The 15,733-nt window shown below is 70.9% G+C and carries 13 protein-coding genes; 8 read left to right on the top strand and 5 right to left on the bottom strand.

What is annotated here, in order from left to right:
- Window positions 1-29 precede the first annotated feature (29 nt).
- On the bottom strand, window positions 30-1,484 hold the full coding sequence (locus tag ACFQ6S_RS09985) for a glyceraldehyde-3-phosphate dehydrogenase (RefSeq protein WP_383405675.1): 1,455 nt from the start codon (window positions 1,482-1,484) through the stop codon (window positions 30-32).
- A gap of 158 nt (window positions 1,485-1,642) precedes the next feature.
- Between ACFQ6S_RS09985 and ACFQ6S_RS09980 the strand changes: the two genes are divergently transcribed.
- The 4 genes from ACFQ6S_RS09980 to ACFQ6S_RS09965 all read left to right on the top strand — a co-directional run bounded on the left by ACFQ6S_RS09980 (window position 1,643) and on the right by ACFQ6S_RS09965 (window position 7,795).
- Window positions 1,643-2,602, top strand: a complete 960-nt coding sequence (locus tag ACFQ6S_RS09980; RefSeq protein WP_383405673.1) for a LysR family transcriptional regulator — start codon at window positions 1,643-1,645, stop codon at window positions 2,600-2,602.
- Window positions 2,603-2,758: 156 nt separating this feature from the next.
- The gene (locus ACFQ6S_RS09975; RefSeq protein ID WP_383405671.1) at window positions 2,759-4,723 is read left to right on the top strand and encodes a collagenase; all 1,965 of its coding nucleotides are present in this window, start codon (window positions 2,759-2,761) and stop codon (window positions 4,721-4,723) included.
- Window positions 4,724-4,925: 202 nt separating this feature from the next.
- Window positions 4,926-7,310 (top strand): molybdopterin cofactor-binding domain-containing protein, encoded by a 2,385-nt coding sequence (locus tag ACFQ6S_RS09970; RefSeq protein WP_383405669.1) that lies wholly within the window; start codon window positions 4,926-4,928, stop codon window positions 7,308-7,310.
- 8 nt (window positions 7,311-7,318) lie between these two features.
- Window positions 7,319-7,795 carry a (2Fe-2S)-binding protein gene (locus tag ACFQ6S_RS09965; protein WP_383405667.1) on the top strand — a complete coding sequence of 159 codons (477 nt, stop codon included), beginning with the start codon at window positions 7,319-7,321 and terminating at the stop codon, window positions 7,793-7,795.
- 55 nt (window positions 7,796-7,850) lie between these two features.
- Here ACFQ6S_RS09965 and ACFQ6S_RS09960 read toward each other — a convergent pair whose 3' ends face one another.
- Window positions 7,851-8,813: an esterase/lipase family protein gene (locus tag ACFQ6S_RS09960; RefSeq protein WP_383405665.1), complete on the bottom strand. Its 963-nt coding sequence runs from the start codon at window positions 8,811-8,813 to the stop codon at window positions 7,851-7,853.
- 327 nt (window positions 8,814-9,140) lie between these two features.
- Here ACFQ6S_RS09960 and ACFQ6S_RS09955 point away from each other — a divergent pair, with 327 nt between their 5' ends.
- Window positions 9,141-10,355 (top strand): helix-turn-helix domain-containing protein, encoded by a 1,215-nt coding sequence (locus ACFQ6S_RS09955; protein ID WP_383405663.1) that lies wholly within the window; start codon window positions 9,141-9,143, stop codon window positions 10,353-10,355.
- An 11-nt stretch (window positions 10,356-10,366) separates the two neighbouring features.
- Here the strand turns inward: ACFQ6S_RS09955 and ACFQ6S_RS09950 are convergent, their stop codons facing one another.
- Window positions 10,367-11,326 carry a LysR family transcriptional regulator gene (locus tag ACFQ6S_RS09950; RefSeq protein WP_383405661.1) on the bottom strand — a complete coding sequence of 320 codons (960 nt, stop codon included), beginning with the start codon at window positions 11,324-11,326 and terminating at the stop codon, window positions 10,367-10,369.
- Between the two features lie 117 nt (window positions 11,327-11,443).
- On the opposite strand from ACFQ6S_RS09950, the gene ACFQ6S_RS09945 reads away from it, so the two are divergent.
- Window positions 11,444-12,139: a type 1 glutamine amidotransferase domain-containing protein gene (locus tag ACFQ6S_RS09945; protein WP_383405659.1), complete on the top strand. Its 696-nt coding sequence runs from the start codon at window positions 11,444-11,446 to the stop codon at window positions 12,137-12,139.
- A gap of 126 nt (window positions 12,140-12,265) precedes the next feature.
- Here the strand turns inward: ACFQ6S_RS09945 and ACFQ6S_RS09940 are convergent, their stop codons facing one another.
- Window positions 12,266-12,508, bottom strand: coding sequence for a hypothetical protein (locus tag ACFQ6S_RS09940; protein ID WP_383405657.1), 243 nt, complete (start codon window positions 12,506-12,508; stop codon window positions 12,266-12,268).
- 164 nt (window positions 12,509-12,672) lie between these two features.
- On the opposite strand from ACFQ6S_RS09940, the gene ACFQ6S_RS09935 reads away from it, so the two are divergent.
- A complete protein-coding gene (locus ACFQ6S_RS09935) occupies window positions 12,673-14,175 on the top strand; it encodes a purine-cytosine permease family protein (RefSeq protein WP_383405655.1) in 1,503 nt (500 codons plus the stop codon).
- Window positions 14,172-14,720: a cysteine hydrolase family protein gene (locus ACFQ6S_RS09930; protein ID WP_383405654.1), complete on the top strand. Its 549-nt coding sequence runs from the start codon at window positions 14,172-14,174 to the stop codon at window positions 14,718-14,720. The genes ACFQ6S_RS09935 and ACFQ6S_RS09930 overlap by 4 nt, the downstream gene beginning before the upstream one ends.
- A gap of 31 nt (window positions 14,721-14,751) precedes the next feature.
- Here the strand turns inward: ACFQ6S_RS09930 and ACFQ6S_RS09925 are convergent, their stop codons facing one another.
- A complete protein-coding gene (locus tag ACFQ6S_RS09925; RefSeq protein ID WP_383405652.1) occupies window positions 14,752-15,657 on the bottom strand; it encodes a peptidoglycan-binding protein in 906 nt (301 codons plus the stop codon).
- Window positions 15,658-15,733 lie beyond the last annotated feature (76 nt).

The following is a 15,733-nucleotide window of genomic DNA, read 5'->3' as shown; positions in this document are numbered from 1 at the left end:
CTTCAGCGGCACCGGGCGGTCGGACGGGATCAGACCGCCGGTGCCGGGTAGGTCGGGTACTCCACCCCGGAGACGTGCTGGACGACACGGATGACCTGGCAGGAGTAGCCGAACTCGTTGTCGTACCAGAGGTAGAGGATCGCGTTGTCGCCCTCCACCTTCAGCGCGCCGGCGTCCACGATCGAGGCGTGGCGGGAGCCGATGAAGTCACTGGAGACCGCGTCGGGCGCCGTGATGAAGTCGATCTGGCGGCGCAGCGGCGAGGTCAGCGACACGTCGCGCAGATAGTCGAGGACCTCCTCGCGGGTGGTCTCGCGCCCCAGCTGGAGGTTGAGGATCGCGATGGAGACGTCGGGCACCGGAACGCGGATCGAGCTGCCGGTGATCCTCGCCTTGAGGTCGGGCAGCGCCTTGGCGACGGCCGAGGCGGCGCCGGTCTCGGTGATGACCATGTTCAGCGGCGCGCTGCGGCCGCGGCGCTCGGACTTGTGGTAGTTGTCCAGCAGGTTCTGGTCGTTGGTGAAGGAGTGGACGGTCTCCACGTGGCCCCGCAGCACGCCGTACTCGTCCTCCATCGCCTTCAGCGGCGGGACTATGGCGTTGGTGGTGCAGGAGGCGCAGGACAGGATCTGCTCGTCCGGCTTGAGGGTGTCGTGGTTGACGCCGTGCACGATGTTCGGGACGTCGCCCTTGCCGGGCGCGGTCAGCACGACCTTGTCGATGCCGGGGCGCAGGTGCTCGGACAGGCCCTCGCGGTCGCGCCACTTGCCGGTGTTGTCGATCAGGATGGCGTTCTTGATGCCGTACGCCGTGTAGTCGACCTCGCTGGGGTCGTTGGCGTAGATCACCTTGATCGCGTTGCCGTTGGCGTTGATCGTGCTGTTGGCCTCGTCGACCGTGATCGTGCCCTGGAACTGGCCGTGGATGGAGTCACGGCGCAGCAGCGAGGCGCGCTTGACCAGGTCCTCATCGGCCCGCCCGCCGCCGCCCCGGACGACGATGGCCCGCAGCCGCAGGCCGTTGCCCGAGCCGGACTTCTCGATCAGCAGCCGGGCCACGAGCCGGCCGATGCGTCCGAAGCCGTACAGGACGACGTCGCGTCCCTCGCCGTGCTCGATCTTGTTGGCGCCGGTGGCACCGGCGACGGCCTCGGCCGTGAACGCCTCCACGGTCAGCCCGCGGTCGTCGGCCTTGTGCGTCGCGGCCAGCATGCCGATGTCGATCTGCGACGGGCCGAGGTCGAGCTCCGTGAGGGCCTTCAGGAACGGCAGGGTCTCGGTGACCGAGAGCTCCTCACCGGCGATCTGCCGGGCGAACCGGTGGGTCTTCAGGATGCTGACCACCGACTTGTTCACCAAGGAGCGGCTGTGGAGGAGGACGGTGACGTCCCGCTCCCGGTGCAGCTTCCCGATGAGCGGGATCATCGACTCCGCGATCTCCTCGCGGTTCTTCCAGTTGGTGAACGAGTCGTCGTTGACAGTCACAGGCCTATCTTTCGAGCTAGGAGGCGCTCATATGCTAACCGCAGCTTCCGATGAGCATTCAAAGGGGGGTCGGTGTGAGGTGAGATCATCCTGTTTCATTAGACTTTGGCCCTTTTGTTAGAGTGCACATTCTGTTGACGCGGAGGAGGAGCGGGCGGGTGGAGCTGGAGCTACGGCATCTGCGGGTGCTGTGCGCCATCGCGGACGCGGGGAGCGTGGGCCGGGCCGCGGCCGAGCTGGGTTACTCGCAGCCCGCCATGAGCACCCAACTCCGGCGCATCGAGCGGTACTTCGGCGAGTCGCTCTTCGAGCGGGGCCCGACGGGCGTGCGGTTGACGCCGTACGGCTTCGAGGTGGTCGCCCAGGCCCGTGACGTCCTCACCCGGGCCGACGCGATCGGGCGGCGTCCGGCCTCCGGTGACGCGTCCGCGCGCCGGACCCTGCGGGTGGCCGCGACCAACTCGCCGATGCTGGCCGGCATGGTCTCGGGCGTGCGCTCCCGGCTGCCGGACGTCTCGCTCGCGGTGAGCAGCGTGTACGCCTCCTCGAGGATCGTCGAGCTGCTGGAGGAGGGCGTGGTGGACGCGGCCCTCGCCGCGGACTACCCGGGCAGGGAGCTGGAACACTCGGACGCCGTCGCCCACCGCGGCATCGTCACCGAGCCGACGTTCGTGGCCCTGCCGGCCCGGCACCCGCTCGCGCAGCGCGCGCAGGTCGCCCTCTCCGATCTGGCCGAGGAGGCGTGGTTCCTGACGCCGGACGACGGCGCGGGCTGGCCCGGCGTCTTCTACTCGGCCTGTACGGCGGCCGGTTTCACACCCGCGGTCACGCATGAATTCCTGGGCGACCAGCAGCAGTTGCAGGGAATGATCGCCGACGGGCTCGGCGTGGCCGTCGTGCAGCCGACGATGCGGCCGGTGCCGAACGTGGTCGTCAAACCGCTGGTCGGCACGCCGTTGTGGTGTCGGTACGTACTGGCCTGGCGGCGCTCGGCGCTCGCCGAGGGCACGGTCGACGCCCTGTTCCAGTCCGCGACCGACGCCCACCGCCAACTCGTGGGACAGTCACCGCACTTGAGGACATGGGCCGCCCGGACCTGGAGCGCGGCCGAGGGGTAGCCGGCACCCCGCGGGCACTGATCAGGACGGCATGTTATGTCTCCTCAGTGCCATGTGCTATGTCACACGGCATTGTTGAGCCAAGGCGGCGTTGAGACAGTGCCTCACACGCCTCAGCACCCGTATCGAGGCGCATCCACCCGTGGAGGAATCCAGATGCGCTACCGCTTCGTGCTGCCCAGACGCATGGTCACGGCGCTCGCCGCCTGCGTCACCGTCTGCGGCTTACTGTCGACGCCGGCACTCGCCACACCCGCCCCTCGGGCCGACGCCGCGCCGGTCACATCCCGGGACTCGGCACAGTCCCCACCGCCGACCGGCCCGGCCCTCAACTCCGCCGCCCGTCCCGCCGTACAGGACCGGCCGCTCGACCCCGCCCACCTGCCCCCTCTGACACCGACGCGCGTCCCGACCCGCCCGAGCACGGAGCCCGGCCTCCAGGCGGCCCCCTGCACACCGGGCGACTTCGGCCGCCGGACCGGCGCCGCGCTCGTCGCGTTCGTCAAGGCGTCGACCACGGACTGCGTCAACACCCTGTTCGGGGTCACCGGCACGGACGCCCGCGCCGTCTTCCGGGAAGCCCAAATGGTCACGATCGCCGAGGCGTTCACGCGCACGGCGCGGCAGTACGCCGGCGACAACTCCGCCCAGGTGTGGCAGCTCGTCCTGTTCCTCCGGGCCGGGTACTACGTACAGTTCAACAACCCGGACGACGTCGGCCCGTACGGCGCATCCCTGGCCCGGAACTCCGTCCGCGGCCTGGACTCCTTCTTCGCCCGCCCGCACTCCAGGGACGTCACCGCCGCCAACGGCGATGTGCTGGGGGAGGTCGTCATCCTCACCGACAGCGCCGACCAGCAGGCCCGCTATCTGCGGGTCTACCAGCGGATATTGAAGGCGTACGACAGCTCCTACGACGCGATCCTGAGCATGCTGGCGGCCGTCAACTCCGTCTACACCCCGCTCTGGAGAGGCAACTGGAACGCGGAGTACGTCAGCGCCGTCACCGCCGACCCGTCCGTCGTCCGCACTCTGCACGCCTTCGCGCTCGACCACCTCGACCTGCTCGGCACCAACCGTGCGTACCTCACCTCCAACGCCGGGATGAACGTGGCCCGTTACGTCGAGCACCCGGCCCTGCGGCCCACGGTGCGCCCCCGGGCCCGGCACTTGCTGGACACGACCCGGATCACCGGCCCCACGGCAGGTCTGTGGGTGGCGGTGGCCACACAGGCCGACTCCTACGACCACGCCAACTGCGCCTACTACGGCGTGTGCGACCTGGCCGGCCAGCTGACCCGGGCCGCCCTGCCCGTCACCCGCGACTGCGACACGACGCGCACGATCCGGGCCCAGTCGCTCACCTCGGCCGACCTCGACGCCGCCTGCGCCAGTGTGCTGCGCCAGGACGCGTACGTGCACGATCTGGTCAGGGACGACGGACCCATCCCGGGCCAGTACCTGTCGAGCCTCGACCTGTTCGTCTTCGCCAGCCGTGAGGACTACCGGACGTACGCCGGAGCGATCTTCGGCATCAGTACGGACAACGGCGGCATGACGCTGATCGGAAACCCGGCGGACCCCGCGAACGAACCGTTCGCGGTCATGTACCAGAAGAGCCAGGACACCGGACACGCCGCCCGGATCTGGAACCTCAACCACGAGTACACGCACTACCTCGACGCCCGCCACGACATGAAGGGCGACTTCGCCCAGCAGACCTCGGTGCCGGACGTCTGGTGGATCGAGGGACTGGCCGAGTACGTGTCGTACGGCTACCGCGGCATCACCTACGACCAGGCGGTGACGGAGGCGGGCAGGCACACATACCGGCTGAGCACCCTGTTTCAGAACACCTACACCAACAGCGACGTGACCCGCACCTACCCGTGGGGCTACCTCGCGGTCCGCTACATGTTCGAGCGGCACCCGGCCGACGTCCACCGTATGCTCGCCCGCTTCCGCGTCGGCGACTACACCGGTGGATACGCCGTCTACGCCACCGACATCGGCACCCGTTACGACGCCGACTTCGACGAGTGGCTGACGGGCTGCGCCGGCGGGGGCTGCGCGGCGGCACCGGCCGTCGGTCGAGGGTCGTCCCGGGGATCTGCACGCTGATCGGCTCTGGGCGCGGATCCATGTGAGGCCCGGCCCGTTCGTCACGCCCCTTCCCGCCGGAGCCTCCGCAGCTTCACAGGCGAGGCGGGTTGTGGGCGTTGCGTGTCGAAGCGTCGCCAGGATCTTCCGGAACGCGTGCGGGCCGTGCACAGTCAGGAGCCGCCGAGCACGGCCGCACGCCACGTCGCCGGGAGGTCAGTCGATGGGAACGCACCACCGCTCCGAGCTGCCGCACCAGCGCTCGGGCGGCCCGGTCCATGGATCGCGGCGGCCGGACACCGCGTCCGCCGCCGACCCCGACGGCGTCAGCCGACGCCGATTCCTCGGCTATGTGGTCGCCGCCTCGACGCTGACCGTCGCCGCACCGCTCGGAGAGGCGGTCCTCGCGCCCGCCGAGGCCGCCGCGGCGGTCCCCTCGCTGCCCGGCCCGGCCGAGATCTACGACCTCAACGACATGCTCACCCACGCCGCGCTGCCCACGGCGAACCTGATCACCATCCGGCTCGACAGCGACGGCACGGCCTCCTTCGCCCTGCCGCGGGCCGAGGTCGGCCAGGGCATCACCACCTCCAGCGCCATGCTGGTCGCCGAGGAACTGGACCTGCCGCTGGAGAAGATCCACGTCACACTCGCCGACGCACGACCCGAGCTGCTCTTCAACCAGCTCACCGGCGGCTCGAACACCACCATCTCCACCTACACCCCGATCCGCGTCGCCGCCGCCGTGGCCCGCGGCCGCCTGCTGAAGGCCGCCGCGCTCGAACTGGGGGAGGCCGTCGGCATCCTGAGGGCGAAGGCGGGGGTCATCACCTCCACGGTGACCGGGAAGAGCGTCGGCTACGGCGAACTCGCCGAGAAGGCCGCCTCGATGGCCACCGGCCAGGTCGCCGTCACCCTCAAGGAGCCCGCCGACTTCAAGGTGATCGGCACCGCACGGCGGCGTATCGACGCGCTGGAGGCGGTCACCGGCCGCAAGAAGTTCGCCATGGACGTGCAGGTGCCGGACGCGCTGCCGACGATGGTGTGCCGGCCGCCGACGATCAACGGCACCGTCCGCTCGGTGCGGAACCTCGACGCGGTGCGGGCCATGCCCGGCATCACCGACGTCGTCCGCGTGCCGACCGGCGTCGCCGTGCGCGGCCGTACCTTCGGCCAGTGCATCGACGCGGTCCGCGCGCTCCAGGTCGACTGGGGGCCCGGAACCGCCGAGGACGCCTCCGACGACAGCATCCGCGCAAAGCTGCGCAAGGCCGAACTCCCGCTTCCGGGGCTCGACTTGCTGACCAAGTCGGTCGACGCCCGCTTCACCTTCCACTTCGCCAGCAACAGCGCCCTGGAGACCAACTGCGCCGTCGCCGACGTCACCGAGGACTCGGCCGAGATCTGGGCGAGCCTGAAGGCGCCGATCGTCGCCCAGGAGGAGATCGCGCTCAGGCTCGGACTCCCGGTGGGCGCGGTCAAGGTCCATGTGACGGAGGGAGGCGGCTCCTTCGGCCGCAAGCTGTTCCACGACGCCGCGGGCGAGGCCGCCGAGGTCTCACGGGCGATCGGCAAGCCGGTCAAGCTGATGTGGCACCGCACCGACGACTTCCGGCAGGGCCGGACCCACCCCATGTCCACCTCACGGGTGCGCGCCACCTACGCCCTCGGCCAGGTGCTCGCCTACGACCAGCGCCACACCTCCGTGGCCACCGACTTCGGCCACGGCGTGGGCGAGATCATCACCGCCGAGGCCAGCCGGCTGCCCGTCGGCGACCTCACCTTCTCCGAGACGATCTTCACCCTCACCCAGCAGACCCCCTACCACTTCGGCGTCGTCACCCAGCTCCTCAGCGAGACCGACAAGGGCTTCAACACCGGCTCGATGCGGAACATCTACTCGCCCAACGTGCGCTGCGCGCAGGAGCTGGTGGTGGACGAGCTGGCGAAGCGCATGGGCAAGGACCCCTACCGGTTCCGCCGCTCCTTCCTCAAGGACGAGCGGGCACGGGCCGTCCTCGACAAGGTCGCCGAGGCGGGGGAGTGGGGCCGCGCCATGCCGGCCGGGACGGCGCAGGGCATCGCGCTCCATCCCGAGTACCACGCGTACGTCGCGGTCCTCGCCGAGATCGACTGTCGCCCGCAGACCACCGGACGCGAGATCCCCGACGCGTACACGGGCCCGCGTGTGACCAAGGTCGTGTGTGCCGTGGACGTGGGTCTGGCGGTCAACCCGCGCGGCCTTCAGGCCCAGATGATGGGCGGCATCATGGACGGCATCGCGATCACGCTCAGCTCCGGACTGCACCTCGCGGGCGGCCATTTCCTCGAGGGCAGTTGGGACAACTACTTCTACACCCGCCAGTGGAACACTCCGCCGGAGCTGGAGATCATCGTGATGCCGCCGACCACCGACACCCCCGGCGGCGCGGGGGAGTTGGCCGTCGCGGGCGCGATGGCCGCAGTGGCCTGCGCCTACGGACGCGCGACGGGCACGATGCCGACGGCCTTCCCCCTCAACCACGACGAACCGCTCGGCTTCGAGCCGCTGCCCACCACCCCGCCGATCCCCGCGTCCCCCACCGACGGCCTGAGCCGCGCCTTCTAGGAGCCCCCGTGCCCGAACACACCTTCATCCTCAACGGCGAGTCCGTCACCGTGGACATCGAGGACGACGTACGGCTGCTGTGGGTGCTGCGGGACGTCCTGGGCGTCACCGGACCGAAGTACGGCTGCGGACTCGGCGTCTGCCAGGCCTGCACGAGCCATATCAACGGCAAGGCGTTCAACCCCTGTTCGGTGCCCGTGAAGGATCTGCGCCCCACCGACGAGGTCACCACCATCGAGGGCCTGCCCGCCACGGTCGGCAGCGAACTGCACCCGATGCAGGAGGCCTGGCTGGAGTACGACGTCGCCCAGTGCGGCTACTGCCAGCCCGGCCAGATCATGACCGCCGTGGCCAAGGTCCGCCAGGCCCGCGCCGAGGGCCGTGACATCAGCGAGGCCGACCTCGACGAGATCCGCAACGTCTGCCGCTGCGGGACGTACCACCGCATCCGGGAGGCGATCGTGGCGGGCGCGAAGAAGTACTGAGCGCGCCCCACGGCCCCGCGGAACGCTCCGCACGGCCATGGGATCACGCGTTGTCTCAGCAGGTCGGACGCTGGGCGTGGGCGGGGTCGAGCGCGTTCAGGACGAGCCGTCCGGCCAGGTCGTTGTAGCTGATGCCGATGTGGTCGATGAACTCGGCGGGGCACACGTCCTGGAGCTTGACGTTGGTGACGTTGGGGGCCGTGTCCAGATAGGCCGAGGTGTACGGGGTGACGACCTCGTCGTACCGGGTGGTGATCACCGTGTAGGTGACGCCCGGGTCGGTCTCGCTGGCGGAGTTCAGGTCCCGGAGGAAGTCCGAGCCGATGAGCTGCTGGCTGCATGCTTTGCAGCCCGCTCCGAGAACCGCGTCGCCGCCGGGGATCACCAGGGCGAGCAGGCCCAGGCCCGAGAACGTGGTGCCATGGTTGGACGGGGTGAGGGCGACGAGCTTGTCGACCTCTGCCGCGCCCCCGAGGTTCTTGATGTAGTACCGCGGCATCATGCCGCCCTGGGAGTGCCCGACGAGGTCGACCTTCGCGGCGCCGGTGGCGGCCCGGACCCGGTCGACGAAGTCCGCCAGCTGCCGGGCCGAGGCGGCCATGTCCTTGGTGCCGAGCAACGGGCCGGAGCCGCCGCCGTGGTTGAGGGCGAAGACGCAGTACCCGGCCTCCTTCAGCCGCGGAGCCAGCGCCGCCCAGTTGTCGTAGCGGTTCTCCATGGTGCCGTGCACGAGGACGACGGGACGCGGATGCGCGGCACCGGGACGGCAGGCGAAGTCGTTGGCGCCGGAGGGCACGGCCGTGGGGTGGGCCAGGGAGTAGGCGAACGCGGACGCGAAGTCGTGCCGGGGCGGGCCGACCGGATCGGACGCCGCGACCGGCGCGACGTCGTTCGTGGCCGACGTCGCCTGCGACCGGTCGACGCCGACGACGCCGATACAGACGGCCGCCGTGAGCCCGGCCAGGGACGTGGTCACCAGGCGTCGGTGTCGGGTTCGTCGCAGTCTGCGGGTGCGCATGAGGGGCTCCTCTGACTGGTCGTGGGGAGCGCCGGCGGATCCGTGCGGCCTGGCCCCAAGGGGATGGGTCAGGACGAGGTGAAGCCTTGTCACAAGAGCGAGACACGGAAGCTACTGGCGCGTAACGTCGGACCAACACTCGCGTCGCCCGCGGGTGCCGACCAGGAGAGCCGCGGAGGAGACGAGAAAGATGTCATGGGCGTGACACCTTTCCCGGACTGCCCCTCACCAGGGGCAGCTTCCGCGCGCGCCACCGCCGGCCCCACGGCGAGCGCGCCGCTCCGTACCCGCCGCCCCTCACCCGCCGCCCGAGACGGAGCCACCGCGATGACGCCACCGGCCGAGACGTTCACGCGTCAGCCCTGGCACGAGCTGCCCCCGGCGATCGCCGCGCTGATCCGCTCCCGGACCGAGCACATCGTCGCCGACATGACCCGGGCGATCCGGGACGAGGTGCCCGCCTACCGCCGACCGCTCGAATCCGCCGTCGGCCGCGACCTGACCGAGTCGATCCGCCGGGCCGTGCTCCAGTTCGCGGAGCTGATCGAGCACCCCGACAGCGCGCAGGACCACCACCTCGACCACTTCCGGCACCTCGGGCGGGTCGAGTTCCTGAACGGCCGGACGACGGACGCTCTCCAAGCCGCGTTCCGGGTCGGCGCACGCGTGGGCAGCCGACGCTATGCCGAGTTCGTGCAGGAGGCCTCGTTGCCGCCGGCGACCGTCCTGACCCTGCACGATGCCGTGCTGATCCACATCAACGCGCTGTCCAACGAGTCGGTGAAAGGTTTCCTCGCCGCGCAGTCCCGCTCGGAGGGCGAGGTGAAGCGGGCCCGCCGAGCGCTGGTGGAACGGCTGCTGGAACCGCCGCGAGGGCAGGAGCGCGCACCGCTGGGGCCGCTGGCCGAGAGGGCCCGCTGGACGCTGCCGGGTGCCGTCGCGTCCGTGATCGTCCGCTCGGCGGGGCGCTTCTCCGTACCCGGCGCGGACGGTGAGGTGCTCTCCCTCAGCCGGGGGAGCGACCTCCTCCTGATCGTGCCCGAACCGGAGACGAGCGGGCTGATCGACCGGGTGCGGGACGCCGCCCGGGGCCGGGTCGCCGTCGTGGGCCCGACCGTTCCCCCGCATGAGACATGGCTGTCGCTCCAGTGCGCCCGGCTCGCCGTCGACCGGCGTGCGGAACTGCCGGCCGGGCCGGGCGACGCGGGCGCCTTCCTGCGCGTCGACGACGAGCTGGCGGAGCTGCACCTGCTCCGGGGCGCACCGATCGGGCAGCTGATCGGCCGCCGGGTGCTGGGCGTCTTCGCGGATCTGCCCCGGGGACGGGCCGTCCGGCTCGCCGCGACCCTGGACGCCCTGCTGATGTCCTGGGGCCGGACGGCCCCCGAGGTCGCCCAGGCGCTGGGCATCCATCCGCAGACGGCCCGCAAACGCCTGCGTCAGCTGGAGGAGCTGTTCGGCGACCGGCTCGGCGACCCGCGCTTCCGGTTCGAGGCCCTGCTGGCGCTCCGCACGCACGCGCTGCACGCCGACACCGGGTGAGCCGCCCGAAGTCACCCGTCGCGAACGATCTCCAGCAGGTGGTCGCGGACAAGGGCGACATGAGGGTTGCCGGAGGAGCCCGGGCGCTGGACGAGGAAGCCGGTGTTGATGGGCGGATCGTCCGGGTCGTGCAGCAGGACCAGTGCGCCCGAGGCCAGTTCGGCCGAGCAGAGGTAGCGGGGGAGCACGCTGAACCCCGTACCGCCCGCCACCGCGGCCTTGACCGCGCTCAGGTCCGGCATCGTGACCGCCGGGTGCCGCACCAGACGCCTGCCGAAGACATGACGCCAATAGCGGCGCACGATCGGCACGTCCTCGGCGTAGGCGACCAGCGGTACGCCGTGCAGCGCGGCGGGCCCGTCGGCCGTGAGCCGCGCCGGACCGCCGATGCGCTCCGCCCAGGCCGGAGCCGTGACCAGCACGAACTCCTCGTCCACCAGCGGCACGGAGGCCAGGGCTCGACCGCGCGGCCGGTAGGTGGACAGCACCAGGTCGTAGCGGCCCGCCCGCAGCTCCGCCAGCAGCGGTTCGGTCAGACCGGGCGTGATGCGCAGCCGTACGCCCCGGTCGACCAGCGGCGCGAGGGCTGGCATCACACGGTGGGTCAGCAGCTCGGCCGGACCGGCGAGGTGCACCGGTTCAGCTGGGGAGACGTCGCCGGGGCCGCCCGGCCCCGTGATGGTGGCGAGGGCGTCCAAGGGCTCCACGATCCGGGAGGCGAGCTCGTCGGCATAGGGTGCGGGGGCCACGCCGCGCGCCAGCCGCTGGAACAGCTCCCGGTCCAACTGCCGCTCCAGCGTGCGGATCTGCGTGGTGACCGTCGGCTGGGACAGGCCCAGCAGCCGGGCGGCGGCGGTGAAGGAGCCGGTCCGGTACACGGCGAGAAACGTGCGCAGCAGGTTCAGGTCCACCGACGCCGCGCCGCCGGGCTGGGCCCCTTCTCCCTCCTCATTGAAATCCCTATGTCTCATATGGATGAGCCTATTGGATTCCAATGGCTGACCGCGCGTACGGTCGGAGCATCGACGTCCTGACGATCCGCACGCACGGCGTCAGGACTTCCAGGAACCCCTCGCGAAAGAGCCCCCATGTCGAAGATCCTGTTCGTGATGACCGGCGCCGACCACTGGACGCTGGCCGACGGCGCCAAGCACCCCACCGGCTTCTGGGCCGAGGAGGCCGCCGCGCCCTACGAGGCGTTCAAGGCCGCCGGGCACGAGGTCGTCGTGGCCACCCCGGGTGGTGTCGTACCGCCCGTCGACAAGGGCAGCCTCGCGGCCGAGGCCAACGGCGGTCAGGAGAACGCCGACCGCATCGCCGCCGTGCTCGACTCGATGACCGAGCTGCGCAAGCCGATCCGGGTGGAGGACGTGAACCTCGACGACTACGCGGCCGTGTTCTACCCCGGCGGTCACGGCCCGATGGAGGATCTGGCCGTCAACGCCGAATCCGGCGGGCTGCTGACCCTCGCCCTGGAGTCCGGCAAGCCGCTGGGTGTCGTCTGCCACGCCCCGGCCGCCCTGCTCGCCGCCACGAAGGCGGACGGCGCCAACACCTTCGCCGGCTACCGGGTGGCCGCGTTCACCAACGCCGAGGAGACCCAGGCCGGTTTCGCCGACAAGGCCAAGTGGCTGCTCCAGGACCGGCTCACCGAGGCCGGTGTACAGGTCCAGGTGGGCGAGCCGTGGGTCCCGAACGTGGTCGTCGACCGCAATCTGGTCACCGGCCAGAACCCCTCCTCCGCGGCGCCGCTCGCCGTGGAACTGCTGAAGCGGCTGGGCTGAACCCCAGGCCCCGGCCGCCGCGGCGGGCCGGGGAGGGGGACATGGCGAGGACGCCCCGTGCGCGACACGCATACGAGGCGTCCTCGAAGCCAAGCTCGCCGTCAACGCCGAGCTACGGCAGCCTGCCTACTGCAGGAAGGAGGTGCCGGTGTCGCCGAAGCCCTGCCCCGGCTCCACGTCCTGCTGCCCTTCGGCGCCGAAGCCGGCGCCACCCTGGTCGGTGAACGAGGGTCCCTGCCAGCCCTGGGTTTCCTGGCTGCCGACGCCGGCGCTGTTCTGGTCGTCGACGTCCGCGTGGGCGACGGCAGCGCCGCCGAAGACGGCCAGAGCTCCGAGAGCGGTGGCGGCAAGTGCGGTGCGAATACGCATTCGTACTCCTGTGAATCGGGTGTTGGTGTCTCATGAACATCACCCTCGGAGCGCGAGAGGTACACCAAGACCCACTCGGACGAGTGACGGTCGCATGGCAACCAGCGCGACGGACACCCGCCGACGGTGTTCCGCGGTGGGACGAGCGGTGCGACGATGCCGGGATGATCACACCCCCGGACCCCCTCGACGGCAGATCCCCGAGCCGAAGGCTCCAGGTGGAGACCCACGGCCTTGACGTGATCGCCGACGCCGAACGCAAGGGCACCCCACGGACCCTGTTCTGGCCCTGGTTCGGGGCCAACGTGTCCATCCTGGGCCTGAGTTACGGTGCCTTGGGGCTCGGCTTCGGGATCTCCTTCTGGCAGGCCCTGGTCGCCGGAGTCGTCGGCATCCTCTTCTCCTTCCTGCTGTGCGGGTTCGTCGCCGTGGCCGGGAAGCGCGGCTCCGCGCCGACCATGGTGCTCGGCCGGGCCGCGTACGGCGTGGGCGGCAACCGCCTGCCCTCCGTGATCTCCTGGGTCCTCACCGTCGGCTGGGAGACCGTGCTGTGCGCCCTCGCCACCATGGCCACCGCGACCGTGTTCGACCGGCTCGGCTGGGGTGGCGGCACCGGCACCCAGGTGGTCGCCCTGATCCTGGTCGGGGCGTTGACCGTCGTCGTCGGTGTCATGGGCTTCGACCTGATCATGCGGCTGCAGACCGTGATCACCGTGGTCACCGGCGTGCTCACCGTCGTCTACGTCGCCCTGGTCGCCGACCACATCCACTGGTCCACCGTCAGCGCCGTACCCGCGGGCTCCGCCCAGGAGTTCATCGGAGCCCTGGTCTTCATGATGACCGGCTTCGGCCTCGGCTGGGTCAACGCGGCCGCCGACTACTCCCGCTATCTGCCGCGCAGCGCGTCGAGCCGGGGCGTGATCGGCTGGACAACCTTCGGCGCGTCGCTTGCGCCACTGCTCCTCCTTGTTTTCGGACTTCTGCTGGCAGGCTCCTCCCGTGAGCTCGACGAGGCCGTCGCCGCTGACCCGATCGGCGCGTTGACGACCCTCCTGCCGACCTGGTTCCTGGTCCCGTTCGCCGTCGTCGCCGTCCTCGGCCTGGTCGGCGGCGCGGTCCTCGACATCTACTCGTCCGGCCTGGCCCTGCTCTCGGCGGGCCTGCGCGTGCCCCGCCCGGTGGCCGCGCTGGTCGACGGCGTCCTGATGATCCTGGGCTCGATCTACATCGTCTTCGTCGCCGACGACTTCCTCGGTCCGTTCATGGGCTTCCTCACCACGCTGGGGGTCCCCATCGCCGCCTGGTGCGGCATCATGCTCGCCGACCTGGCCCTGCGACGTCGCGACTACGACGAGCCCGACCTCTACCGCCCCACCGGCCGCTACGGCGACGTACCGCTCACCCCGCTGCTCCTGACCCTCACGGCCACCGCGCTCGGATGGGGCCTGGTCACCAACGCGACGGCGAACTGGCTGGAATGGCAGGGCTATCTGCTCGGCCCGCTGGGCCTCGGCGGCAGGTCCGGCGCCTGGGCGTACGCCAACCTCGGCGTCCTCGCGGCCCTCGCGCTCGGTTTCCTCGGCACGCTGGTGCTGGGCTGTGGACGCGTCCGAGAGCAGGAGGAACGGACACCGAGCCCTTCGGCGGACGCGGGGGCAGCCGTATGACCGCCGGACTGCTCGCGGTCATCGACATGCAGCGCGTCTTCGCCGACCCCGACAGCCCCTGGGCCTCCCCACGATTCACCGAGGCGGCGAAAGGCGTACGGCGTCTGCTGCCGGTCTTCGGGGACCGGGTCACGTTCACCCGTTTCGTGGCACCGGGGAAACCGGAGGGCGCCTGGCGGGCGTACTACGAGCAGTGGCCCTTCGCCCTGCAACCTCCAGACGCCCGACTCTGGCAGCTCACCGACGAGTTCGCCTCCCGCGCACGGCATGTGCTGGACGCCACCACCTTCGGCAAATGGACCCCGGAACTGGCCCGACGCACGGCCTCGGAGGGCCGCCTCGTCCTGGCCGGCGTCAGCACCGACTGCTGCGTCCTGTCCACGGCCCTCGCGGCCGCCGACGCGGGCGTAGAGGTGGTGGTCGTCGCCGATGCCTGCGCGGGTGTGGACGACGACTCGCACACCAGGGCTCTGCAAGTGCTGGACCTGTACCGGCCGTTGATCACGGTGACGACGGTCGCCGAGCTGCTGGCGGCGGGGATGTGAGTCACCCGGACCGCCCGTGACCCGCCACGGCTTAAGAGGTCTCGGATTCGAGTGACTTCCGGGTCGCCGTGCCGTAGACGCCCGGCTCGTCCGTGAGGATCACGCGGGTGAGCTGGTAGCCGCGTACCGCGGTCTCGACCTGACGGTCGTAGTCGCCGTCGACGGCGCCGTCGTAATAGCCGATCTGACGCAGGCGGAGCTGGAGTTCGGTCACTTCCGGTCCGCTGTCACCGAAGCGGAGGATCGGGGCCTGTTCCGCGGGGGCGCTCGGCTCGACGGGGGTGGCCGAGGGTCCGGAGCTGGAGCCGGACGCGGACTCGGTGGGGGTGGCGGAGCGGGTCGGGGTGGGAGTCTCGGCGGTGGCCGTCGGGCCGGCAGAGGATGTCGGGCTCCCGGCGGCCGGGGCGGAGGAGACACTCTCGGAAGGCGCCCCTTGCGCTGCGTCCCCGGTGGTGTCGTCCGGGACAGGTGCCCGCACCCCGTCGGACGGAGCGCCGTCCCGCGCGGGGCTCTCGTACGAGAGGAGGCCGCCGACGAGAGCGCCCGTCACGAGCGCGGCCACGGCGACTCCCGCGCCGGTGATCAGAAGGGTCCGGCGCCGACGCCGGGGGACCGTCCCGGCGTCCCCGTCCGGCAGGAGCCGTTCGGCGACGGCGCCGGCGAACACCGTCCCGGCCGTGGGCGTCTCCCCCGGATCCGGCAAGTCCCCTCGCTCCTGCGGGACTTCGCGGCCCTTCGCGACCTCCCCTGCGTCGCCGCCGAGTGCCACGAACGGCCGTATTCGCACCGGATCGAAGTCCTCCGCCGCTGCCGCCTCCGCCGTGCGCGTGTCACGGCGGGCATCGGACGCACGTCGGGCGCAGGAGCAGGCGGGGGTTCCGTCCGATGCCCTGGGCGTGCCGCACTCCGGGCAGACGGGGCCGTTCAGTTCGCTCACGCGTGGCGTCCCTCTCCGTGCAGAGATCCAGAGTTTAGGCATACGTTCTGCACGCAATCTCCATGACCCCGGGGGT

The organism is Streptomyces sp. NPDC056479 (assembly GCF_042795335.1).
Lineage (GTDB): Bacteria > Actinomycetota > Actinomycetes > Streptomycetales > Streptomycetaceae > Streptomyces.
Note: the sequence above shows the minus strand (reverse complement) of the source record. Positions and strands in the feature narration are given on the sequence as shown.